Here is a 21130-nt window from a genome sequence, read left to right as displayed (position 1 = left end):
CGCGGAGCGTTGTCGCGACACGGCCGCCCGCGCAGATCCTGGGGACCGCAACGTCCGCATCAATGGATAGAAACCATGAAAGTCAGCAGCCACTTCCTGCTCACCGGCGCCGCCATCCTCACCCTGCTTGGCCTCGCGGGCCACGCCTACCTGATCCTGCCCGTTGCCTTCCTGATCGCCTTCTTCGGCCTGTCCGCCGCCGACCGCGAGCAGATCGCCGACATGACGCCGCACGCGGCGGCGATGCTGTTGCCGGCGTCCGAGCGCCCCTTGCTGCCGCTGGACGCCTTCCGCGGCCAGGATCTGATGTTCTACCAAGCCGGCAGCCCGGTATACCGCACCCTGGTCGCGCGCGACTCGCGCTGGCAGCTGCTGGGCGAACAAGGCAAGGTCGCGGAGGAGCCGGGCTGCATCCGCGTCTATCCCGGCTATCTATACCGCAGACAATGCTGAGGCCCGGTCAGGCAGCGGCCCGGCTGGCCTCCGCCTCGCGGATCTCGCGCGCCAGGAAGTAATTGAGCGCGGTGCGCAGCACGGCGATGGCGCCGAGCTTGCCGATCTGGTCCCAGCTGGGCGCCACCGCGGTGGACAGGATGTCGGCCGCCAGCTGCAGCTCCAGAGCCAGGGCGAGAAAACGCGCGAAGGTCAGCCGCAGCCGGTTGTAGTCGCTACGCTGCCCGGCCAGGGCCTGCCGCAACCAGCGCCCCGCCACCACCAGCACGCCGACGGCGATCGCCAGCGCGCCGCAGGCCTCCACCGCCAGCTTCAGCCACAGCGCCAGATTCTGCATCCACTCTTCGACGCCGGCCTGTTGCGGGGAAATCCACATATCGCTCTCCTGTTTCCGGACAAGACAAAGGCCCCGCCGCAGCGGGGCCTTGTTGTCAGAACCGGACGGCCGCGTTCGGTTCCCTCAGCCGAACAGCACGATGCCCCAGACCGTGGCCAGATTGATCAGGCCCAACAGTTGGGCGGCGCTGCCCATGTCCTTGGCCCGCTTGGCCAGCGGATGGCGCTCCAGCGAGGTATGGTCGACCGCCGCCTCGATCGCGGAATTGAGCAGCTCGATGATCAGCGTGGCCAGGCTGCTGGCCACCAGCAGCGCGCGGGCCAGCGGCGTGGTGTGGACGATGAAGGCGGCCGGGATCAGGATCAGCGCCAGAATGGTCAACTGGCGGAACGCGTCCTCATAGCGGAACGCCGCCTTCAGGCCGTCCAGCGAATAGCCGAAGGCGTTGACCAGCCGGGTGACACCGGTCTTGCCCTTGAACGGACTCTCCTGCAGTTTTCCCATCATCGCTCCACAATCCGGCGGCGCCGGCTTTCAAAAGACCGGCATGGTAGCGCGGATGCGCCGCGCGGCAAAGCGCTCAGTGCTGGCAGCGCCGCTCCAGCGCGTCAAGGTACAGGCCGGCGACGTTGATGCCGGTCTGGTCCATGATCTCGCGGAAGCAGGTCGGGCTGGTGACGTTGACCTCGGTCAGGTAGTTACCGATCACGTCGAGGCCGGCCAGCAGGATGCCCCGCTTTTTCAGCTCCGGCCCCACCGCCTCGGCGATCTCGCGGTCGCGCGTGCTCAAGGGCCGGGCTTCGCCGCGGCCGCCGGCCGCCAGGTTGCCGCGGGTCTCTCCGGCTGCGGGAATCCGCGCCAGGCAGTGGTCGACCGGCACGCCGTCTATCACCAGGATGCGCTTGTCGCCGTCGCGGATCTCCGGGATGTAGCGCTGGGCCATCACCGTGCGCTTGCCGCGCCAGGTGATGGTTTCGATGATCACCGACAGGTTGGGGTCGTCCGGCTTGACCCGGAAGATGCTGTCGCCGCCCATGCTGTCCAGCGGCTTCAGGATCACATCCTGATGCTGGTTGACGAAGGCGCGCAGACGGTGGGCCTCGCCGGTGATCAGCGTCGGCGAGATCAGCTCCGGGAAATGCAGGATGGCCAATTTCTCGTTGAAGTCGCGCAGCGCCTGGCCGCTGGTGAACACCTTGACGCCTTGCTCCTCGGCCAGCGAGAACAGCTGGGACGCGTACAGGTACTCCATGTCGAACGGTGGGTCTTTGCGCATCACCACCGCGCTGAAGGCGGTCAGCGGCTGGCGCAGCTTCTGGCCCAGCTTGTACCAGTTCTGGCGATCCTCGGTGAGGGCCAGGTCGCAAGCGTCCACCTGCAGGCGGCCGCCCTCCACCGACAGCTGGCGCGCCTCGGCGAAGCTGAGCGCGTGGCCGCGGCGGTGCGCCTCCTCCATCATCGCGAAGGTGGTGTCCTTGTAAATCTTGAAATGTTCCAGCGGGTCGGCAATGAACAGGATGCGCATGTCTGTGCTCCAGCGGGGTTATTCGGCGTCCGGGTCGGTGGCTTCCAGCTCCAGCGAGGCCGCCAGCAGCGCCAGCCGCGAGATCACGCCGTAGGCGTAGAAGCGGTTGGGCGCGCAGTCGGGCAGGCCCTTGCGGTCCGGCAGGCAGGCCGTCTCGAACGACAGCGGCACGAAGTGCATGCCCGGCGCGTTGAGGTTCTCGTCGATGCCGCGGCCGGTATGCACGCGGTAGAAACCGCCGATCACATAGCGGTCCATCATGTAGACCACCGGCTCGGCCACCGCCTCGGTGACGGTCTCGAAGGTGTAGACGCCCTCCTGGACGATCACCTCGGACACCTCCAGGCCTTCCTTGACCACCGACATCTTGTTGCGCGCCTTGCGGTTGAGGCCGATCACCTCGTCCGGGCTCTTCACGCTCATCACGCCCATGCCGTAGGTGCCGGCATCGGCTTTGACGATGACGAAGGGATCGTTGTCGATGCCGTATTCGCGGTATTTGCGGCCGATCTTGTCCAGCATCTGCGACACGGTTTCAGCCAGCTGCTCCTCGCCGGCCCGGGCATGGAAATCCAGTCCGCCGCAACTGGCGAAATAGGGATTGATGGTCCACGGATCGATGGAGATCAGCCGGGCGAAGTCGTCGCACACCTTGTTGTACGCTTCGAAATGGTGGGTCTTGCGCCGCACCGCCCAGCCGGCGTGCAGCGGCGGCAGCAGCGTCTGCTCCAGGTTCTTCAGCAGGTCGGGAATGCCGCCGGACAAGTCGTTGTTGAGCAGCACCACGCAGGGGTTGAAACCATCGGCCAGCACCAGGCGGTTGCCGCGGCGCTCCAGCGGCTCCAGCGTCAGCTTGTCGCCGTTGGCGGCGACCAGCTCGGTCGGCTCGGTGATCTCGGGGTTCAGCGAGCCCAGGCGGACCTTCAGCCCGGCCTGCTCGAAGATGTGCACCAGGGTGGCGACGTTCTGCAGGTAGAAAGTATTGCGGGTGTGGTTTTCAGGGATCAGCAGGATGCTGCGCGCTTCCGGACATACCTTGTCCACCGCGCTCTGCGCCGCCTGCACCGCCAGCGGCAGGAATTCCGGGTTCAGATTGTTGTGGCCGCCGGGAAACAGGTTCATGTCCACCGGCGCCAGCTTGAAGCCGCTGTTGCGCAGGTCCACCGAGCCGTAGAACGGCGTGGCGTGGGCATGCCACTGGCTGCGGAACCAGTGCTCGATCTGCGGCTGGGCCGCCAGGATGCGGCTTTCCAGCTCGTAAAGCGGACCGGTGAGAGCGGTGGCCAGGTGCGGAACAGGTGGCATGATATCCCCTTGGAACGGACGTTGAATTCGCTAATGGTGGGGGTGGCGACAGTCATATTCAAGTGCCGGCCCGCAATGCGGGCCGTCCGGCAGGCGAAAATCCGCCTGCGGCGCCGGCGAGCTCTCCCCGCTTTTCGCCAGGATTCTCATCATAGCCCGCCGGACAAACAAAAAGGCGCCGCGAAACGCGGCGCCTTCCAGGCACGGCATCCGAGCCGGCTATAGCGGCCATTCCTCGCCATAGGCTTCGAAGTAGATGTCCTTCAGCGAATCCCAGTCGAAGAAGTGATTCTGGCAACCCGGCGTGGTGACCTTGATCGCACCGATCACATTGGCCAGGCGGCCGGTGATCTTCCAGTCCACGCCGCGGCTGATGCCCCACAGCAAGCCGGCGCGGAACGCGTCGCCGCAGCCCATCGGGTCCACCGGCTTGATGGGCATCTGCACGCGCGGGATCAGATGCACGGTGTCGTCGACGTAGATCTCGGCGCCCTTGGAGCCGCGGGTGACGATCAGCGCCTTTACCTTCTTGCGCAGGTCGTCGACGGTCAGGCCGGCGCGCTCGCGCATCAGCTCGCTCTCGTAATCGTTGATCGCCACGTAGCTGGCCAGCTCGACGATCTCGTGGATCTCGTCGCGCGACAGCAGCGGCAGCTCCTGGCCCGGATCGAAGATGAACGGAATCCCCGCCGCCGCCAGTTCCCGCGAGTGCTGGATGAAGGCGGTGTAGCCCCCGGGCGACAGAATGGCCAGCTCGATCGGGTCCTTGATGTCGGACACGTGATTCTCGGTGGCGAAATCCATCGCGCCCGGATGGAAAGCCATCAGCTGGTTGCCGTCCTTGTCGGCAATGCCGAAGCATTGCGGGGTATACTGCTTGCGGATCAGGCGGATGAAGCGGTCGTCCACGCCCACCCGCTTCAGGTGCTGGCGGTATGGCTCGAAGTCCTCGCCCACCACGCCCATCACGATCGGCTTCTCGCCCAGCAGGCACAGGCTGTAGGCGATGTTGCCGGCCATGCCGCCGAATTCGCGGCGCATCGTCGGAGCGAGGAAGGTGGTCGAAATCTTGTGCAGCTGATCCGGCAGGATCTGGCTGTCGAATCGGCCATGGAACGAGAACAGGGTATCGTATGCGAGCGCCCCGCAGACGAGGATAGACATGCCCACTCCGCAAAGTAATCAATCGAACATTTTAACATAAAGTTTATTTTTCGATCATCCCCGGATCGCCGCAAGTTGCGGAAATCCAAGACAATTCCAATGACATCACAGGAAAAGCCGATGAACACCAAACGCTTGTTCGCCTCCCTGTTGCTGGCCGCGCTGCCGCTGGCCGCCCAGGCGGCGCCCTCTCTGGAGCAAAGCCGCTTCGCCGACCTCAACGCCAAGCCGGTGGCCGTGTCCGCCTACAAGGGCAAGGTGACGGTGCTGAACTTCTGGGCCACCTGGTGCGGCCCCTGCCGCGAAGAGATGCCGATGCTGAACGGCCTGCGCAAGAAGCTGTCGCCCAAGGGCGTGGAAGTGGTCGGCGTGGCGCTGGACAGCAAGGAGCAGGTGGAACCCTTCGTCAAACAGCTGAAGATCGGCTATCCGATCCTGCTGGGCAACGACGACACGCTGGACCTGATGCGCGGCCTGGGCAACAAGACCGGCGGCCTGCCGTACACGCTGGTGCTGGACCGCCAGGGCAAGGTGGCGGCGACGCTGACCGGCAAGCTTGACGAGAAAAAACTGGAAGCGGCGGTAAAGCCGTATCTGTGACGCGCGGGGCGTTCCGCCGCATCAGAAATGACGGCGGAACGCCCGGCAAAGCCGGGCCTCCATCCTAGCGGCCCGCTCTTCTCAGGCTGACCTGCCCCACCAGCTCCGCCATCTCCTCCGGCACCGCCGGCTCGATCAGCCAATAACGCCGGCAATCGTCGGTGCGGTCTATCCAGCCGCCCTCCACCAGCTCGCGCCGGATCAGCACGTGGTCGCCGAAGGCCTCCAGCGCGCGGATGGCGGCGTTGACGGCCGGCTCATCCCATTCCTCGCCGCGCGGCAAACCCGACCACAGCGCCCACAAGCAGGCGCGCTGCTCGCTGAACTTCTTCGGCCAGCGCAGCAGCCGGCCCTCGCCGTCGAAATGACGCAGCAGGCGGCGGACTTCATTCGATTCGGTTTGCGGCTCGACCGGGAGCGGGCGGTCGTGCTCGGCGCGCAGATGCTGGAAATTCTGGAAGCCGGCGGAGCGTGCCAGCATGTTGAGGATCTGCAGATGGCCGGGCGCTTCGGCCTCCGCCATCCACTGCCGCTTCAGGGAGCGGGCAAGGGACGAGATATCGCTGCTGTAGAACGGATAAACGGTGCGAGACATGGTTCGAATCCTGTCTGCGTGCCAAGGTCGGGAAGGACTGCCGCGATCGCCGTTGCGGTCTGGCACGGGGTTCGAGCCAAGCGGTAAGTGGGTGATGCTGCCAAGACAGGTTTAGCGTGGCGAAATCGCCGGCGACGCCTGGGTGAACTGCTGACCCGCCGTCATGCTAACACCATGGCATGGCCTTGCAAAGCGCGGCGGCGGGCCAACGCAAAAAAGCCGACGCGGTCGCGTCGGCTTTTCATTTGGCTGCTAGATCAGGCGATCAGGCCAGGCGGCCGTGGCACTGCTTGTACTTCTTGCCGCTGCCGCAAGGGCAGGCGTCGTTGCGGTTGATGCGCAGGCCTTGCGAAGCCAGCGCCTCCGGCGACAGCGGATTGTCCTCGTCGTCGCCCAGCGCCGAACCCGGCTCGGCGTGCTGCATCTCGAAGTCCGGCAGCGCATGCGGCTCCACCGCGTCCACGTCTTCCTGGCCGCGGATCTGCACCGTCATCAGCACTTGCACCACGCTGCGCTTGATGCGCTCCAGCATGTCGGCGAACAGCTCGAAAGCCTCGCGCTTGTACTCCTGCTTCGGGTTCTTTTGCGCGTAGCCGCGCAGATGGATGCCCTGGCGCAGGTGGTCCATCGCCGCCAGGTGCTCGCGCCAGTGGTTGTCCAGCATCTGCAGCACCAGGCTGCGCTCGAACTGGCGCATCACGCCGTCGCCGGCCTGCTCCACCTTGGCCTGGTAGGCCGCGGCGGCCATGTCGACGATGCGCAGGCGGATCTGCTCGATGTCCAGATTCGGCTCGGCCTTCAGCCACTCGGCCACCGGGGCTTCCAGCAGGAAGTCCGACGCCAGCGTCTTCTCCAGGCCGGCCAGGTCCCACTGCTCCTCCAGCGATTCCGGCGGCAGGTGCAGGTCGACCAGGTCGGAGATCACGCCTTCGCGCATGTTCACCACCACGTCGGACACGTCCTCTTCCACCAGGATTTCGTTGCGCTGCTGGTAGATCACCTTGCGCTGGTCGTTGGCGACGTCGTCGTATTCCAGCAATTGCTTGCGGATGTCGAAGTTGCGGCCTTCCACCTTGCGCTGCGCGTTCTCGATCGAGCGGCTCACCCACGGGTGCTCGATGGCCTCGCCTTCCGGCATCTTCAGCCGGTCCATGATCGCGGCGACGCGGTCGGAGGCGAAGATGCGCAGCAGCGGATCTTCCAGGCACAGGTAGAAGCGGGACGAGCCCGGATCGCCCTGGCGGCCGGAGCGGCCGCGCAGCTGGTTGTCGATGCGGCGGGATTCGTGGCGCTCGGTGCCGACGATGTGCAGGCCGCCGGCTTCCAGCACCGCGGCGTGGCGTTGCTTCCACTCGGCGCGGATGGCCTCGATCTTGGCTTGCTTGTCGGCGTCGGACAGGCTGTCATCGGCCTCCACCGCCTTGATTTCCGGCGCTGGGTTGCCGCCCAGCACGATGTCGGTGCCGCGGCCGGCCATATTGGTGGCGACGGTGATCATGCCCGGACGGCCGGCCTGGACCACGATCTCCGCTTCGCGGGCGTGCTCCTTGGCGTTCAGCACATTGTGCGGCAGCTTGGCCTGGGACAGCAGATTGGCCACCAGCTCCGAGTTTTCGATGCTGGTGGTGCCCACCAGCACCGGCTGGCCGCGCTCGTGGCAGTCCTTGATGTCGGCCAGGATGGCTTCGTACTTCTCCTTGGCGGAGCGGTACACCTTGTCCTGAGAATCCTTGCGGATCATCGGCTTGTTGGTCGGGATCACCACGGTTTCCAGATTGTAGATGCTCTGGAATTCGTAGGCCTCGGTGTCGGCGGTGCCGGTCATGCCGGACAGCTTGCCGTACAGGCGGAAGTAGTTCTGGAAGGTGATCGACGCCAGCGTCTGGTTCTCGCGGTTGATCTCCACGCCTTCCTTGGCCTCCACGGCCTGGTGCAGGCCGTCCGACCAGCGGCGGCCGGCCATCAGGCGGCCGGTGAACTCGTCGACGATCACCACCTCGCCGTCCTGCACCACGTAGTGCTGGTCCTTGTGGAACAGCGAGTAGGCGCGCAGCGCGGCCATCAGGTGGTGCATCAACGTGATGTTGGTGGCCGAATACAGGCTGTCGCCTTCCTTCAGCAGGCCGAGGCGGGTCAGGATTTCCTCGCTGTGCTCGTGGCCTGCCTCGGACATCAGCACCGAGTGGGCCTTCTCGTCCACCCAGTAGTCGCCTTCGCCTTCTTCGGTTTCCTGGCGCTTGAGCAGCGGCGGCACCGCGTTCATGCGCTGGTACATGTCGATGTTGTCGTCGGCCGGACCGGAGATGATCAGCGGCGTGCGCGCCTCGTCGATCAGGATGGAGTCCACTTCGTCCACCACGGCGAAGGCCAGCTTGCGCTGCACCTTCTCTTCGACGCTGAACACCATGTTGTCGCGCAGGTAGTCGAAGCCGAACTCGTTGTTGGTGCCGTAGGTGATGTCGCAGGCGTAGGCGGCCTGCTTGTCGTCATGGGCCATCTGCGACAAATTCATGCCGACCGACAGGCCGAGGAAGTTGTACAGCGGCGCCATGATGCCGGCGTCGCGGCTGACCAGGTAGTCGTTGACGGTCACCACGTGGACGCCGTCGCCGGACAGCGCGTTCAGGTAGACCGCGAGCGTGGCGACCAGGGTCTTGCCCTCGCCCGTTTTCATTTCGGGGATCTTGCCCTGGTGCAGCGCCATGCCGCCGATCAGCTGCACGTCGAAGTGGCGCATGCCCATCACGCGGCGCGAAGCCTCGCGGCAGACGGCGAAAGCCTCGGGCAGCAGGTCGTCCAGCGTGCTGCCCTTGGACAGGCGATCGCGGAATTCCTGGGTCTTGGCGGCCAGCGCCTCGTCGGACAGCGCCTGCATCGCCGGCTCCAGCGCGTTGATGCGCGCCACCTCTTGGCGATATTGCTTGAGCAGACGATCGTTGCGGCTGCCGAAAACCTTCTTGAGTAGCGAAGAAATCATGTAGTCGAATCCAGAAACCAGCGGGCCGTTGGGAGTGTCCGCAAAAAATGCTGAAAAGTGTAGCACATTCGCAGACAAGGTTATGGGGGCATCCATGCGCCACATCAAGATGTGAGTCGAGAAATCGCTGTTGGTTTTACGCGACGACCACTTAGAGCAAACGCTCGATTCAATTGACCGCCCCATTCATGCAACTTAAATATTGACCCGCGATAATCCGCAACTTTGCGCATTCCTACAACAAGCGACAATCTCGGGAGAAACGATGGATAGGCGGCAATTCCTCAAGTGGGGCAGTTTCCTGACGGTATCGGTGGCCGCGGCGGGCTGCGGCGGCGGCGGCTCGGACAGCGCCGATTCGGGCAGCCAGCGCCAGCTCGCGGCCGGCCAGGGCTTCGGCCTGGGCGTGGCGTCCGGCGATCCGCGCCCGGACAGCATCATCCTGTGGACCCGCGTCGACGGCGGCGACGGCGCCGGCTCGCTGTCGGTCACCGTGCAGCTGTCCGACAAGTCGGACTTCTCCAACCTGCTGGTCAACCAGGCGCTGAACGCCGACCCGGGCTGGGACTACACCGTGCGCCACAAGGTGACCGGCCTCTCCAGCGCCACCACTTATTACTACCGCTTCCTGACCGGCAAAACCGTCAGCGCCACCGGCCGCACCAAGACCGCGCCGGCAGCCGGCACCCCGCTGTCGCAGCTGAAATTCGCCTACATCACCTGCCAGGACTGGAGCGTCAACCACTGGGGCGCCTTCGACGAAATCGCCCAGCTGGATCTCGACTTCGTTATGCACGTCGGCGACTACATCTACGAAACCATCGGCGCCGGCTTCCAGACCGGCAACAACGAAACCCGCCATCCGCCGCTGACGCTGCCCAATGGCACCAAGCGCGCCGACGGCGCGATCTACGCCACCACGCTGGCCGACTACCGCTACCTGTACAAGAGCTACCGCGCCGATCCGCGCATCCAGGCGGTGCACGCCAATTTCCCGGTGATCTCGATCTGGGACGACCACGAATTCTCCGACGACTGCTGGCAGGATCGCCAGGTGTACTATCCCGGCGACGACAGCGCGCCCAGCACGCCGCGCCGCCGCAGCGCCAACCAGGCCTGGTTCGAGTACACGCCGGCCGATGTCAGCATCGACTTGGCCAATCCCTCGTTCCAGAACATCCAGATCTACCGCAGCTTCGCCTTCGGCAATCTGGCCACCCTGGTGATGACCGACCAGCGCCTGTACCGTTCCGACCACATCATCCCGGAAACCGCCGTGCCCGACACCGGCCTGGCCAATCTGGGCAGTCGCTATTTCGTGCCCAAGGCCGCGCTGGCCCAGGCCGAGGCCGCCAAGATGGCCTCCACCGGCGGCAACCTGCTGAACGTGTCCATCCTGGGCGCGACCCAGCGCGCCTGGTGGCAGCAGCAGATGCAGAGCGCCGCCACCACCTGGAAGCTGTGGGGCAACGAGGTGTCGCTGCTGCGCATGGGCGTGGACGGCACCATGGCGGTCGCCAGCCTGCTGGAGCAGGGACTGTCGGCCGCGCTGGCGCAGAATTTCAGCCTCAACCTCAGCGCCGCCCAACAGCAACAGCTAACCGGCGCGCTGTACCAGGACCTGCTGGCCGCCGACACCAGCGGCGCGACGCCGGTACTGAGCTACGCCAACACCCAGCCTCTGCTCGCCGCCGTCAGCGGCGGCGCGATCAGCGCCGGCGTGTTCGGCGCCGCGGTCAAACCGATGCTCGACAGCAACCTGCCGCCAAGCATGCTGCTCAACCAGTACATCCTCAACGCCGACCAGTGGGACGGCTACAACGCCGAGCGCAAGGCGCTGATGGCCTTCCTGAAAGGCAACGGCATCGGCAACGTGGTGGGCATCACCGGCGACATCCACGCCTTCTTCGCCGGACAGGTGTATGACGACTTCGACGCCGCCAGCCCGACGCCGGTGATGGTGGACCTGGTGACCGCCGGCATCTCCAGCAACTCCTTCTTCAGCTATTTCAAGAACGTGGTGGACACCGTGCCGGCCTTCGCCAAGGCCGCGCCCTTGATCTACCAGACGGTGAACGGCCAGACGGTCAACACCTTCACCGGCACGCTGCAAACCTTCAACCCGTGGCTGAAGTACGCCGACACCGACGCCCAGGGCTACGCGGTGGTGACGCTGACGCCGGGCAAGCTCAGCTGCGCCTTCCACAAGATGGCCAAGCTGGCGAACGGCGCCGCGCCGTCGCCGGCCACCGCCAGCGTCAAGACCGTCGAGGTGCTGGCCGGAACCCCGGCCGTCAACGTGCTGTAAGCGGTTTCCCGTCCCGGGGTTGGCCGCGCCCGCGCGGCCAACCCTTCCAGTCAGTACATTTCGTCACAAAATCCCTACAAAGCCCTCCGGTTTTTAACATTCGTTTTATGGCTTCTCTGGTAGCATCCATGCCCTGAAACCGGACGGCGCGTCGCCGCTTCCGGCATTGCTTGCAATGCTCTCCCGCACGGCTTTGGACAGGGCGGACGCATCGATGCCCGGGCTTGGCATGCCGAACGTCGAGGACGCATCCGCCACCCGCTCCAGAGTTGTCATAATAGAAGCGGGCTGGTTGCCGCCCGCCGCGATAAACGATAGAAAACGGAGAGGCCCGATGACCACCGCCGTCCGCCACTTCATGCCCGCCACCGCCCGGCGGCTGATCCCCAACCGCTGGGACCTGATCGCGTTTCCGCTGATCCTGGGCTTTTTGCTGATGGCCACCACCGGCATCCGCGAAACCTGGGGGCCCATCACCGCGCTGCAAACCGTTCCGATCACGCTGGATCCAGGCAACCTGCCCGAATACGCGCTGCGCACCACGCTGCGCATGCTGGCGGCGATGGCCGCCGCGCTGGCCTTCACCCTGGTTTACGGCACGCTGGCCGCCAAGAGCCGCCGCGCCGGCCTGTTGCTGGTGCCGATACTGGACATCCTGCAGTCGGTGCCGGTGCTGGGCTACATCTCGTTCACCGTCACCTTCTTCCTGGCCTTGTTCCCCGGCCGGGTGCTGGGCGCCGAGTTCGCCGCCATTTTCGCCATCTTCACCAGCCAGGCGTGGAACATGACCTTCAGCTTCTACCAGTCGCTGCGCACCGTGCCGCGCGACCTGGAAGAGGTGTCGGTCAACCTGCGGCTGTCGCCGTGGCAGAAGTTCTGGAAGCTGGAAGTGCCGTTCTCCATGCCCGGCATGATCTGGAACATGATGATGAGCATGTCCGGCGGCTGGTTTTTCGTGGTGGCGTCGGAGGCGATCACCGTCGGCGACAAGACCGTGACGCTGCCCGGCGTCGGCTCCTACCTGGCGCTGGCGATCCAGAACAAGGATCTGGCCGCCGTCGGCTGGGTGATCCTGGCGATGACCATCGTGATCCTGATCTACGACCAGTTCCTGTTCCGCCCGCTGGTGGCCTGGGCCGACAAGTTCCGCCTGGAGGACACCGCCAGCCAGAACGCGCCGGAGTCCTGGGTGCTGAACCTGATCCAGCGCACCCGCTTCATCCAGCAGCTGCTCAAGCCTTTCGGCAAGCTGCTGAAGAAGATCGCCCGCCTGCGGCTGAACTTCAGCCTGCCCAAGGGCATCCATTCGGAAGACCATACGCCGGTGTCGCGCGGCATCGACGTGTTGTGGTGGGCGCTGGTGGCGTTGCTCGCCGCCGCCGCCGCCAGCAAGCTGGTGCACTTCATCGCCACCGAAGTGGGCGTCTGGGAAGTGCTGAGAGTGTTCGGCCTGGGCCTGATCACATTGGTGCGCGTCAGCCTGCTGATCGCCGTCGCCTCGGTGATCTGGGTGCCGCTGGGCGTGCTGATCGGCCTGCGCCCGGCCTTGGCCGAGAAAATCCAGCCGCTGGCGCAATTCCTGGCCGCCTTCCCGGCCAACCTGCTGTTCCCGGTATTCGTGGTCTTCATCGTCCACTACAAGCTGAACCCGGACATCTGGCTGTCGCCGCTGATCGTGCTGGGCACCCAGTGGTACATCCTGTTCAACGTCATCGCCGGCGCCACCGCCTTCCCCAACGACTTCAGGGAAGCCGCCGCCAACTTCCGCATCCGCGGCTGGCAATGGTGGAGGCAAATCATGCTGCCGGGCATCTTCCCCTACTACGTCACCGGCGCGATCACCGCGTCCGGCGGCGCCTGGAACGCCAGCATCGTGTCCGAGTTCGTGTCCTGGGGCGACGACAAGCTGGCCGCCCACGGCCTGGGTGCCTACATCGCGCAGACCACCGCCGCCGGCGACTATCCCAAGATCCTGCTGGGCATCGTGGTGATGTCGCTGTTCGTCGTCCTGTTCAACCGCCTGCTGTGGCGTCCGATGTACGCCATCGCCGAAAACAAACTCCGTCTCAACTAAGGGGGCACCAAGCATGACTACCGAAAACAACGCCCTGGGACAGGAAATCTTCAAGCTGAAGAACGTCTGCCGCGGCTTCTCCAAGGGCAGCGACGAGATCCAGGTGCTGGACGATGTGAACCTGACGCTGCGCGAAGGCGAGATCGTCGGCCTCTTGGGCCGCTCCGGCTCCGGCAAGTCCACGCTGCTGCGCATCATCGCCGGCCTGATCCAGCAAAGCAGCGGCGAGGTCAACTACCAGGGCAAACCGTTGAAAGGCCCGGCCGAAGGCGTGGCCATGGTGTTCCAGACCTTCGCGCTGTTCCCGTGGCTGACCGTGCTGCAGAACGTGGAAGCCGGCCTGGAGGCGCTGGGCGTGGACGCCAAGGAGCGCCGCCGCCGCGCGCTGGCCGCGATCGACCTGATCGGCCTGGACGGCTTTGAAAACGCCTACCCGCGCGAGCTGTCCGGCGGCATGCGCCAGCGCGTCGGCTTCGCCCGCGGCCTGGTGGTCAACCCGACGCTGCTGCTGATGGACGAGCCGTTCTCGGCGCTGGACGTGCTGACCGCCGAGACGCTGCGCACCGACATGCTGGACCTGTGGAGCGAGGGCCAGCTGCCGATCAAATCCGTGCTGATCGTCACCCACAACATCGAGGAAGCGGTGTTCATGTGCGACCGCATCCTGGTGCTGTCGTCCAATCCAGGCCGCGTGGTGGCCGAGATCAAGGTGCCGTTCCCGCACCGCCGCAACCGGCTGGACCCGGCCTTCCGCAAGATGGTGGACGACATCTACGCGCTGATGACCGCGCGCCGCAGCGCCCACACCCTGCACAAGCTGCCGCTTGAAATCGGCAGCCACCTGACCGAGGTGTCCACCAACCTGATGGCCGGCCTGATCGAGGAAGTGGCGCAGGAGCCTTACTTCGGCAAGGCCGACATGCCGGAAATCGCCGAGAAGCTGCTGCTGGAGGTGGACGACCTGTTCCCGGTGGCCGAGGTGCTGGAGCACCTGGGCTTCGTCGAGCTGAAGGACGGCGACATGCTGCTGACCGCCGCCGGCAAGCTGTTCGCCGACTACGGCACCCAGGAGCGCAAGGTGATGTTCGCCGAGCACCTGCTGCGCCACGTGCCGATGGCCGCCCATATCCGCAAGGTGCTGCAGGAGCGTCCCGGCCAGCGCGCGCCGCGGCTGCGCTTCGCCCAGGAACTGGAAGACTCGCTGTCCGACCAGTCGGCCGAGGAGACGCTGGACACCGTGATCAGCTGGGGCCGCTACGCCGAAATCTTCTCCTACAACGACCACACCGAGACTTTCAGCCTGGAAGACGTCGAGGGCGGCCAGTAAGCTTCGGCCGGCCAAACAACGGGCGCCCGGACGGCGCCCGTTTTGTTTCGGCGGCCGCAGGCCTGCCCGATGCTACAATACGGCATCGACCGTTTCCCCCTCACGCCCATGTCCGGACGCCCGCTCAACGACATCACCCGCCAGGATCAGACCCTGGCCCGCCTCACCGCCGCCGCGCACGAGCTGATGGCGCTGGACCGCGCCTTCAAGAAGCTGATTCCGCCGGCGATGGGCGAGGCTTGCCGCGCGGTGCGCATCCGCGACGACGAGCTGGTGATCCACGCCGACAACGGCATCGTCGCCGCCCGGCTGCGCATGACCGCGCCCGGGCTGCTGCCGCAGCTGGCGCAACAGGGCTATCCGGCGTCCAAGGTGCGGGTCAAGGTGGCGCTGCAGCTGGTCCGCGTCAAAAAGCCGAAGACGCTGGCGATCAGCGAAACCGCGCTGGACGGCATGGAGCAGGCGTCCGGCTGCATCGGCCACCCCGACGTCAAGCGCGCGCTGCAGCGGCTGATCGCGCGCCAGCGCCGCGGCTGACTGTACCGACAGCCAGTTTTCCCGCCGCGCCGTTTCGACGCCAATAGCCTCCTTTCGATTCATTTCCGCAGGAGGCGCCATGGCCGCGTTGCAACGCTTTTCCCCCAACCATCCCGCAGCCGGCATCGCCGCCGCGCTGGAGCGCGACGGCGGCGTCATCATAGAAGGGCTGTTGTCCCCCGAACAGCTGGCCCGCTTCCGCGCCGAGCTGTTCCCGCTGCTGGACGCCGCGCCCGACTGCCAGGGCGACTTCTACGGCTACGCCACCCGCCGCCTGTCCGGCCTGATCGCCCGCGTGCCCGTCTGCCGCGAACTGGCCATCCACCCGCTGATCCTGCAGTTGATGGACATCATGCTGCTCGGGGGCTGCCGCGAATACCAGCTCAACCTGACCCAGGCGATACGCATCGGCCCGGGCGAGCCGCGCCAGTTCCTGCACAGCGACGCGCTGATGTTTCCGGTCAAGGTTCCCGGATCGGAAACCATGATCAACTGCATGTACGCGCTGGACGACTTCACCGAGGACAACGGCGCCACCAACGTCGCGCCGGGCAGCCATCGCTGGAGCCAGGAGCGGCTGCCGGACGAGAGCGAAGTGGTCCCGGCCGCGATGCCCGCCGGCTCGGTGCTGATCTACCTCGGCTCCGTCATCCACGCCGGCGGCGCCAACCGCACCGGCCAGCCCCGCACCGGCGCGGTGCTCAGCTACTGCCTGGGCTGGCTGCGCCAGGCGGAAAACCACTACCTGGCGGTGCCGCGCGAGCTGGCGCGCGAACTGCCGGAGCGGCTGCAGCGGCTGCTCGGCTATTTCGTGCATGCGCCCAATCTGGGCGGCGTCGACGGCCAGGACCCGATCGCGCAGCTGCGCGAGCCGCCGGCCGAGCCGCCGCGCTTCACCGAATTCCTGCCCGAAGAAGCCAAAACGCTGCTGGCCGAGGCGCGCGCCGCCATGCGAAACGATTGATCGCCTTCAGATAGACATCAAAGCGGAGTACAGTGGCGGTTTCTCCTTGAACGTCCCCTCCAGCAGGATGACCGCCATGTCCGAACACGATACGCCCGAAACCACACCCGAAACCGCGCCGCAGGACCCGTCGCGCCGCCGCCTGTTCGAAGGCCTGGCCGCCATCGGCGCCGCCGGCGTGCTGCCCGCCGTCGCCAGCCAGGCGGCCGACGCCGCGCCGGCCGCCCACGGCCCGCTGGACGACAGGCTGCGCCATCACGTGAAGAACGTGGTGGTGATCTATCTGGAGAACCGCAGCTTCAACAATCTGTACGGCAACTTCCCCGGCGTCAGGCATCCGCTGTCCAAGGCGCCGGCCGAAGCCTGTATCCAGCTGGACCGCGACGGCTCCAGGCTGAAGAACCTGCCCAAGATCTGGGGCGGCATGGTGCAGCGCGGCCAGACCGTGGCCGGCAAGTACTACCTGATCGAGGAAGACAAGATCCAGAACCTGCCCAACGGCCCGTTCCCGCTGAAGGACGCCGACGGCGAGCCGCTGCCGGAAGCCGTGATCACCCGCGACCTGTGGCATTTGTTCTACCAGAACCAGATGCAGATCAACGGCGGCAAGAACGACCAGTTCGTCGCCTGGGCCGACTCCGGCGCGCTGGTGATGGGCTATTACAACGAGACCGCCAAGAACCTCAACCAATGGAAGATCGCCCAGCAATACACGCTGTGCGACAACTTCTTCATGGCGGCCTTCGGCGGCTCCTACCTGAACCACCAGTTCCTGATCTCCGCCCGCACGCCGGAATACTTCAACGCCAAGGACACCGCGGCGGCGAAGAAGATCGCCGTGCTGGACGACGGCCCCAAGGGCTACCGGCTGAAGGTGAAGACGCCGGCCTCGGCGATGGACGGCCCGCCGCAATTCGTCAACAACGGCGCCATCACGCCGGACGGCTATGCGGTCAACACCATGGCGCCGCCGTTCCAGCCCAGCTACGTCAAGCCGGCCGAGGGCGGCGACAAGCGCTACGCCGATCCGGCCGACGCCAACACCCTGCCGCCGCAGACCTACGACACCATCGGCGACCTGCTGTCGCGCAAGGGCGTCAGCTGGGCCTGGTACGGCGGCAGCTGGCAGGCGGCGCTGGACGGCAAGGGCGGCCCGGACGCGCCCAACTTCCAGTACCACCACCAGCCGTTCAACTACTTCAAGAACTTCGCGCCCAGCACCCAGGCCCGCGCCGAGCACCTGCGCGACGGCGGCCTGGGCGACAGCCCGATCAGCAACCGCTTCATCGCCGACGCGGTGGCCGGCAAGCTGCCGGCGGTGGCGTTCTACAAACCGCAGGGCAACCTGAACATGCACGCCGGCTACTCCGACGTGGAAAGCGGCGACCGCCACGTGGCCAACGTGCTGCAGCACCTGATGAGCGGCCCGCAGTGGAAGAACATGGTGGTGGTCATCACCCACGACGAGAACGGCGGCTGGTGGGACCACGTGGCGCCGCCCAAGGGCGACCGCTGGGGTCCGGGCAGCCGCATCCCCGCCATCGTGGTGTCGCCGTTCGCCAAGAAAGGCCATGTCGACCACACCTTCTACGACACCACCTCCATCATCCGCTTCATCAGCCGCCTGCACGGCCTGCCGGAGCTGGAGGGCGTCAAGGTTCGCAACCAGGCCTTCCGCGAGCGCGGTGCGCAGCCGCCGGGCGACCTGACCGGCGCGCTGCAGCTCTAAGCCCCATGGCCGGTCCGCATCCGCGGGCCGGCTGCTATTTTTTTCTTATCCTTCCGCGTGCGCGCCTTGGAAAACCATAAAAGCATGACTCGATTCGCCCTACGCCTGTCCGCCCTGCTGCTGCTCGGACTCCTGTCCTTCCGCGCCTTCGCCTGCGCCGAAGAGGCGATGTACAGCCACCATTACGACCAGTGCATGGATCAGGCCGGCGGCGTCACCGCAGGCATGCTCGATTGCCTCTCGGCAGAACACGCGCGCCAGGACAAGCAGCTGAACGACACATACCGCAAGCTGATGGCCGCCTTGCCGGCCAAGCGCCAGCACAGGCTGCAGGTCGCCCAGCGGCTGTGGCTGAAATACCGCGCCGCCAACTGCAGCGCCTACGTCGACCCCGACGGCGGCACCGCCGAATCGCTGGTGGCCGCCGACTGCGAACTGGCGTCCACCGCCGCCCGCGCCGCCGAGCTGGCCCGGCTGCAGCCCGCCTCGCGCTGAATCCCCCGCCCCGCGCCCGGGCGCGGGGCCATCGCCGAACCCGCTCGCCGCGCCCCTGCCTGCCGCCGCGCGCCTCCTGCCTGACAATAACCAATCTACATTCAGACTGTCTCTGTTCGCTGCCAGCGCTTTGGTTTAAGCTGCAAACAATCCGAAAACAACAACACCGGGACTCTTCGCCATGAACGTCAAAGAATACATGCAGCAGCTGGGCCAGGCCGCGCGCAAGGCGTCGCGCCTGCTGGCCCGCGCCGACGCCAACCAGAAAAACGCCGCGCTCCACGCCATCGCCGACGCCATCGTCCGCGAGCAGGACGCGCTCTTGGCCGCCAACCGCCAGGACCTGGACGCCGCGCGCCAGGCAGGACTCGACGACGCGATGCTGGACCGGCTGACCCTCACCGCCAAGGGCGTGGCGGCGATGGCCGACGGCCTGCGCCAGATCGCCGCGCTGCCGGACCCGGTGGGCGAGATCGACGAAATGAGCTACCGGCCGTCCGGCATCCAGCTGGGCAAGATGCGGGTGCCGCTGGGCGTGGTGGGCATCATTTACGAGGCCCGCCCCAACGTCACCGCCGACGCCGCCGGCCTGTGCCTGAAATCCGGCAACGCCACCATCCTGCGCGGCGGCTCCGAAGCCTTCCACAGCAACCAGGCCATCGCCGCCTGCGTGCACGAGGGCCTGGCGGCCGCCGGCCTGCCGGCCGAGGCGGTGCAGGTGCTGGCCACCACCGACCGCGCCGCGGTGGGCGAGCTGATCTCGATGCCGGAATATGTCGACGTGATCGTGCCGCGCGGCGGCAAGGGCCTGATCGCCCGCATCAGCGCCGAGGCGCGGGTGCCGGTGATCAAGCATCTGGACGGCAACTGCCACGTCTACATCGACGACACCGCCAATCCGGACAAGGCGTTCAACATCGCCCTCAACGCCAAGACCCATCGCTACGGCACCTGCAACACCATGGAAACGCTGCTGGTGCACAGCGCCTTCGCCGAGTTCATGCTGCCGCGGCTGGCCGGCGCCTATTGGGAAAAAGGCGTGGAGCTGCGCGGCTGCGAACGCACCCGCGCCATCCTGGGCGAGCAGGTCAAGGCCGCCACCGACGACGACTGGGCCACCGAATATCTGGCGCCGGTGCTGGCGGTGAAAGTGGTGAAGGACATCGACGAGGCGATCGAGCACATCAACCACTGGGGCAGCCATCACACCGACGCCATCGTCACCGAGGACTACGGCCGCTCGCGCCGCTTCCTGCGCGAGGTGGACTCGGCCAGCGTGATGGTCAACGCCTCCACCCGCTTCGCCGACGGCTTCGAGTACGGGCTCGGCGCCGAGATCGGCATCTCCACCGACAAGATCCACGCCCGCGGCCCGGTCGGCTTGAACGGCCTCACCAGCCAGAAGTGGATCGTGCTGGGAGATGGGCAGATCAGACAGTAAGCGTCCCGCCGGGAGATAGGCAACTTGCCAACGGCCATCCGTCACAGGATGGCCGTTCCGCTTGATCGATCCAAACGCAAAAGTCGCCTGGATCGACGATTCGAAGCGGCCCGTCTCCCCGTCCTGCGGGCGGAACCGCCATCCAAACCATCGTCCGCGCAACGGACGCGAAACCATTCGGACATCCAGGCTGCGGCGGCCATCCGCTGCCGAACGCCCCGCAGCGCCACGCGCGAAAACACAATCGCTCCATTTCGCGCCATAATCGCGCTTTGTTTTTCACGCTCGCGTCAAACCGATGAAAATCCTGACCAACCAAGATCTCGCAGACCTGTCAGCCAAGGCCGCCTGTGCGCCGCGCCTGCGCGCCCACCACAACATCCACGCCGAACTGGACGATCCGATCCAGCGTCTGGCCATCGCCATGGAGCCGGACACCTATGTCCGCCCGCACCGCCACCCCGGCAGCCCGGAACTGCTGATCATGCTGTCCGGCGCGCTGGACTGGATCGAATTCGACGCCGCCGGCGAAACCGTGGTCGCCCGCCATCGGCTGGGCGACGGCGGCGCGCGCGTGTTCGAGATGCCGGCCGGCGCCTGGCATTCGGTGGTGTCGCTGGAGCCGGGCAGCGTGGTGTTCGAGGTGAAGCGCGGCCCATACCAGCCCTTGCCCGAATCCGATGTAGCCGCCTGGGCGCCGGCTGAAGGCGACGCCCGCGTCGCCGACATGCTGGCCTTCCTGCGCCGCTGCCAGCCCGGCGACCGCTTCGCGTAACATCGCTTAACATCTTGCCGCCGCGAATGACGGAACCCGCGGCGGCCGCCGGCGCACCAAAAGGCATTGTTTCCCCAACCGATGCCGAAACCGATGTTCCTATTCCGCGCCGTTCTCCCCCTCGCCATTTCCCTGTCCCTGCTGGCCTGCGCCACGCCGCTGCGCGCCGCCCCCTCGCTCAGCCTGAGCAGCCAGCGCCCGCCGCAGCAAGTGGCCGACTGCCTGCAGCAAGGCTTGCAAAAGCTGCACATCCCCGATGATTTCGTCGAGCGCCGCGACGAGCGCGACGGCAGCCGCAGCCTGGCGTTGCGCAATCCGGTCAGCGACGCCTCCGGCACCCGGGTCGACATCCTGCCGCAAGGCGACGGCAGCCGGTTGGAAGTCCGGCTGAACGGCATGCCGCTGAGCCCGGCCTGGAAGAAGCAGATCCATGGCTGCGCCCGCAAATGACTGTGGATAAGTCATGCATTCCGTGACTGGCTGTGGATGATCTGGATATCCCGGGATAAGACTGTGGACAACTT

Annotated in this window: 19 protein-coding genes; 12 read left to right on the top strand and 7 right to left on the bottom strand. The window is 66.1% G+C overall.

Features of this window, described 5'->3' with window-relative positions; translation table 11 throughout:
• The first annotated feature begins 75 nt into the window (after window positions 1–75).
• Complete coding sequence (locus tag ACY3GB_RS16095; RefSeq protein ID WP_463089637.1) at window positions 76–453, top strand: hypothetical protein; 378 nt, start codon at window positions 76–78, stop codon at window positions 451–453.
• Window positions 454–460: 7 nt separating this feature from the next.
• Here the strand turns inward: ACY3GB_RS16095 and ACY3GB_RS16090 are convergent, their stop codons facing one another.
• The 5 genes from ACY3GB_RS16090 to ACY3GB_RS16070 all read right to left on the bottom strand — a co-directional run bounded on the left by ACY3GB_RS16090 (window position 461) and on the right by ACY3GB_RS16070 (window position 4784).
• Window positions 461–829 (bottom strand): DUF1622 domain-containing protein, encoded by a 369-nt coding sequence (locus tag ACY3GB_RS16090; protein WP_463089636.1) that lies wholly within the window; start codon window positions 827–829, stop codon window positions 461–463.
• A gap of 84 nt (window positions 830–913) precedes the next feature.
• Window positions 914–1294, bottom strand: coding sequence for a diacylglycerol kinase (locus ACY3GB_RS16085; protein ID WP_463090951.1), 381 nt, complete (start codon window positions 1292–1294; stop codon window positions 914–916).
• A gap of 76 nt (window positions 1295–1370) precedes the next feature.
• On the bottom strand, window positions 1371–2315 hold the full coding sequence (gene gshB / locus ACY3GB_RS16080) for a glutathione synthase (RefSeq protein WP_463089635.1): 945 nt from the start codon (window positions 2313–2315) through the stop codon (window positions 1371–1373).
• Window positions 2316–2333: 18 nt separating this feature from the next.
• Entirely contained in the window at window positions 2334–3620 is a 1287-nt protein-coding gene (gshA, locus tag ACY3GB_RS16075; protein WP_463089634.1) for a glutamate--cysteine ligase, read from the bottom strand.
• 219 nt (window positions 3621–3839) lie between these two features.
• On the bottom strand, window positions 3840–4784 hold the full coding sequence (locus ACY3GB_RS16070) for a carbohydrate kinase family protein (protein WP_463089633.1): 945 nt from the start codon (window positions 4782–4784) through the stop codon (window positions 3840–3842).
• A 120-nt stretch (window positions 4785–4904) separates the two neighbouring features.
• Here ACY3GB_RS16070 and ACY3GB_RS16065 point away from each other — a divergent pair, with 120 nt between their 5' ends.
• A complete protein-coding gene (locus ACY3GB_RS16065; RefSeq protein WP_463089632.1) occupies window positions 4905–5384 on the top strand; it encodes a TlpA family protein disulfide reductase in 480 nt (159 codons plus the stop codon).
• 64 nt (window positions 5385–5448) lie between these two features.
• Here the strand turns inward: ACY3GB_RS16065 and ACY3GB_RS16060 are convergent, their stop codons facing one another.
• Together ACY3GB_RS16060 and secA are read right to left on the bottom strand one after the other, a co-directional pair.
• Window positions 5449–5979, bottom strand: a complete 531-nt coding sequence (locus ACY3GB_RS16060) for a DUF2087 domain-containing protein (RefSeq protein WP_463089631.1) — start codon at window positions 5977–5979, stop codon at window positions 5449–5451.
• Window positions 5980–6244: 265 nt separating this feature from the next.
• Window positions 6245–8956, bottom strand: a complete 2712-nt coding sequence (gene secA, locus ACY3GB_RS16055; protein WP_463089630.1) for a preprotein translocase subunit SecA — start codon at window positions 8954–8956, stop codon at window positions 6245–6247.
• Between the two features lie 265 nt (window positions 8957–9221).
• Between secA and ACY3GB_RS16050 the strand changes: the two genes are divergently transcribed.
• The 10 genes from ACY3GB_RS16050 (at window position 9222) to ACY3GB_RS16005 (ending at window position 21056) form a co-directional block, all read left to right on the top strand.
• Complete coding sequence (locus ACY3GB_RS16050) at window positions 9222–11264, top strand: alkaline phosphatase D family protein (protein WP_463089629.1); 2043 nt, start codon at window positions 9222–9224, stop codon at window positions 11262–11264.
• Between the two features lie 334 nt (window positions 11265–11598).
• The gene (locus ACY3GB_RS16045; RefSeq protein WP_463089628.1) at window positions 11599–13338 is read left to right on the top strand and encodes an ABC transporter permease; all 1740 of its coding nucleotides are present in this window, start codon (window positions 11599–11601) and stop codon (window positions 13336–13338) included.
• A 13-nt stretch (window positions 13339–13351) separates the two neighbouring features.
• Entirely contained in the window at window positions 13352–14665 is a 1314-nt protein-coding gene (locus tag ACY3GB_RS16040; protein WP_463089627.1) for an ABC transporter ATP-binding protein, read from the top strand.
• Window positions 14666–14734: 69 nt separating this feature from the next.
• Window positions 14735–15202 carry a DUF721 domain-containing protein gene (locus ACY3GB_RS16035; protein ID WP_463089626.1) on the top strand — a complete coding sequence of 156 codons (468 nt, stop codon included), beginning with the start codon at window positions 14735–14737 and terminating at the stop codon, window positions 15200–15202.
• A gap of 79 nt (window positions 15203–15281) precedes the next feature.
• Window positions 15282–16166 carry a phytanoyl-CoA dioxygenase family protein gene (locus ACY3GB_RS16030; RefSeq protein ID WP_463089625.1) on the top strand — a complete coding sequence of 295 codons (885 nt, stop codon included), beginning with the start codon at window positions 15282–15284 and terminating at the stop codon, window positions 16164–16166.
• 76 nt (window positions 16167–16242) lie between these two features.
• On the top strand, window positions 16243–17895 hold the full coding sequence (locus ACY3GB_RS16025; RefSeq protein ID WP_463089624.1) for an acid phosphatase: 1653 nt from the start codon (window positions 16243–16245) through the stop codon (window positions 17893–17895).
• Between the two features lie 84 nt (window positions 17896–17979).
• Window positions 17980–18390, top strand: a complete 411-nt coding sequence (locus tag ACY3GB_RS16020; RefSeq protein WP_463089623.1) for a lysozyme inhibitor LprI family protein — start codon at window positions 17980–17982, stop codon at window positions 18388–18390.
• Between the two features lie 181 nt (window positions 18391–18571).
• Window positions 18572–19831 (top strand): glutamate-5-semialdehyde dehydrogenase, encoded by a 1260-nt coding sequence (locus ACY3GB_RS16015; RefSeq protein ID WP_463089622.1) that lies wholly within the window; start codon window positions 18572–18574, stop codon window positions 19829–19831.
• Between the two features lie 298 nt (window positions 19832–20129).
• Window positions 20130–20606, top strand: coding sequence for a WbuC family cupin fold metalloprotein (locus ACY3GB_RS16010; protein ID WP_463089621.1), 477 nt, complete (start codon window positions 20130–20132; stop codon window positions 20604–20606).
• Window positions 20607–20699: 93 nt separating this feature from the next.
• Window positions 20700–21056, top strand: coding sequence for a hypothetical protein (locus tag ACY3GB_RS16005; RefSeq protein ID WP_463089620.1), 357 nt, complete (start codon window positions 20700–20702; stop codon window positions 21054–21056).
• The last annotated feature ends 74 nt before the right edge of the window (window positions 21057–21130 follow it).

It is taken from the genome of Chromobacterium sp. Ag138, from assembly GCF_055181315.1.
The sequence above is the reverse complement of the archived record's forward strand: the minus strand, read 5'-3'. Positions and strand labels throughout refer to the sequence as shown.

What these genes read in the sequence shown, in the direction of transcription:
- ACY3GB_RS16095 (WP_463089637.1), top strand. Translation starts at nt 76, where the DNA reads ATGAAAGTCAGCAGCCACTTCCTGCTCACCGGCGCCGCCATCCTCACC.
- ACY3GB_RS16090 (WP_463089636.1), bottom strand. Translation starts at nt 829, where the DNA reads ATGTGGATTTCCCCGCAACAGGCCGGCGTCGAAGAGTGGATGCAGAAT.
- ACY3GB_RS16085 (WP_463090951.1), bottom strand. Translation starts at nt 1,294, where the DNA reads ATGGGAAAACTGCAGGAGAGTCCGTTCAAGGGCAAGACCGGTGTCACC.
- gshB (WP_463089635.1), bottom strand. Translation starts at nt 2,315, where the DNA reads ATGCGCATCCTGTTCATTGCCGACCCGCTGGAACATTTCAAGATTTAC.
- gshA (WP_463089634.1), bottom strand. Translation starts at nt 3,620, where the DNA reads ATGCCACCTGTTCCGCACCTGGCCACCGCTCTCACCGGTCCGCTTTAC.
- ACY3GB_RS16070 (WP_463089633.1), bottom strand. Translation starts at nt 4,784, where the DNA reads ATGTCTATCCTCGTCTGCGGGGCGCTCGCATACGATACCCTGTTCTCG.
- ACY3GB_RS16065 (WP_463089632.1), top strand. Translation starts at nt 4,905, where the DNA reads ATGAACACCAAACGCTTGTTCGCCTCCCTGTTGCTGGCCGCGCTGCCG.
- ACY3GB_RS16060 (WP_463089631.1), bottom strand. Translation starts at nt 5,979, where the DNA reads ATGTCTCGCACCGTTTATCCGTTCTACAGCAGCGATATCTCGTCCCTT.
- secA (WP_463089630.1), bottom strand. Translation starts at nt 8,956, where the DNA reads ATGATTTCTTCGCTACTCAAGAAGGTTTTCGGCAGCCGCAACGATCGT.
- ACY3GB_RS16050 (WP_463089629.1), top strand. Translation starts at nt 9,222, where the DNA reads ATGGATAGGCGGCAATTCCTCAAGTGGGGCAGTTTCCTGACGGTATCG.
- ACY3GB_RS16045 (WP_463089628.1), top strand. Translation starts at nt 11,599, where the DNA reads ATGACCACCGCCGTCCGCCACTTCATGCCCGCCACCGCCCGGCGGCTG.
- ACY3GB_RS16040 (WP_463089627.1), top strand. Translation starts at nt 13,352, where the DNA reads ATGACTACCGAAAACAACGCCCTGGGACAGGAAATCTTCAAGCTGAAG.
- ACY3GB_RS16035 (WP_463089626.1), top strand. Translation starts at nt 14,735, where the DNA reads ATGCTACAATACGGCATCGACCGTTTCCCCCTCACGCCCATGTCCGGA.
- ACY3GB_RS16030 (WP_463089625.1), top strand. Translation starts at nt 15,282, where the DNA reads ATGGCCGCGTTGCAACGCTTTTCCCCCAACCATCCCGCAGCCGGCATC.
- ACY3GB_RS16025 (WP_463089624.1), top strand. Translation starts at nt 16,243, where the DNA reads ATGTCCGAACACGATACGCCCGAAACCACACCCGAAACCGCGCCGCAG.
- ACY3GB_RS16020 (WP_463089623.1), top strand. Translation starts at nt 17,980, where the DNA reads ATGACTCGATTCGCCCTACGCCTGTCCGCCCTGCTGCTGCTCGGACTC.
- ACY3GB_RS16015 (WP_463089622.1), top strand. Translation starts at nt 18,572, where the DNA reads ATGAACGTCAAAGAATACATGCAGCAGCTGGGCCAGGCCGCGCGCAAG.
- ACY3GB_RS16010 (WP_463089621.1), top strand. Translation starts at nt 20,130, where the DNA reads ATGAAAATCCTGACCAACCAAGATCTCGCAGACCTGTCAGCCAAGGCC.
- ACY3GB_RS16005 (WP_463089620.1), top strand. Translation starts at nt 20,700, where the DNA reads ATGTTCCTATTCCGCGCCGTTCTCCCCCTCGCCATTTCCCTGTCCCTG.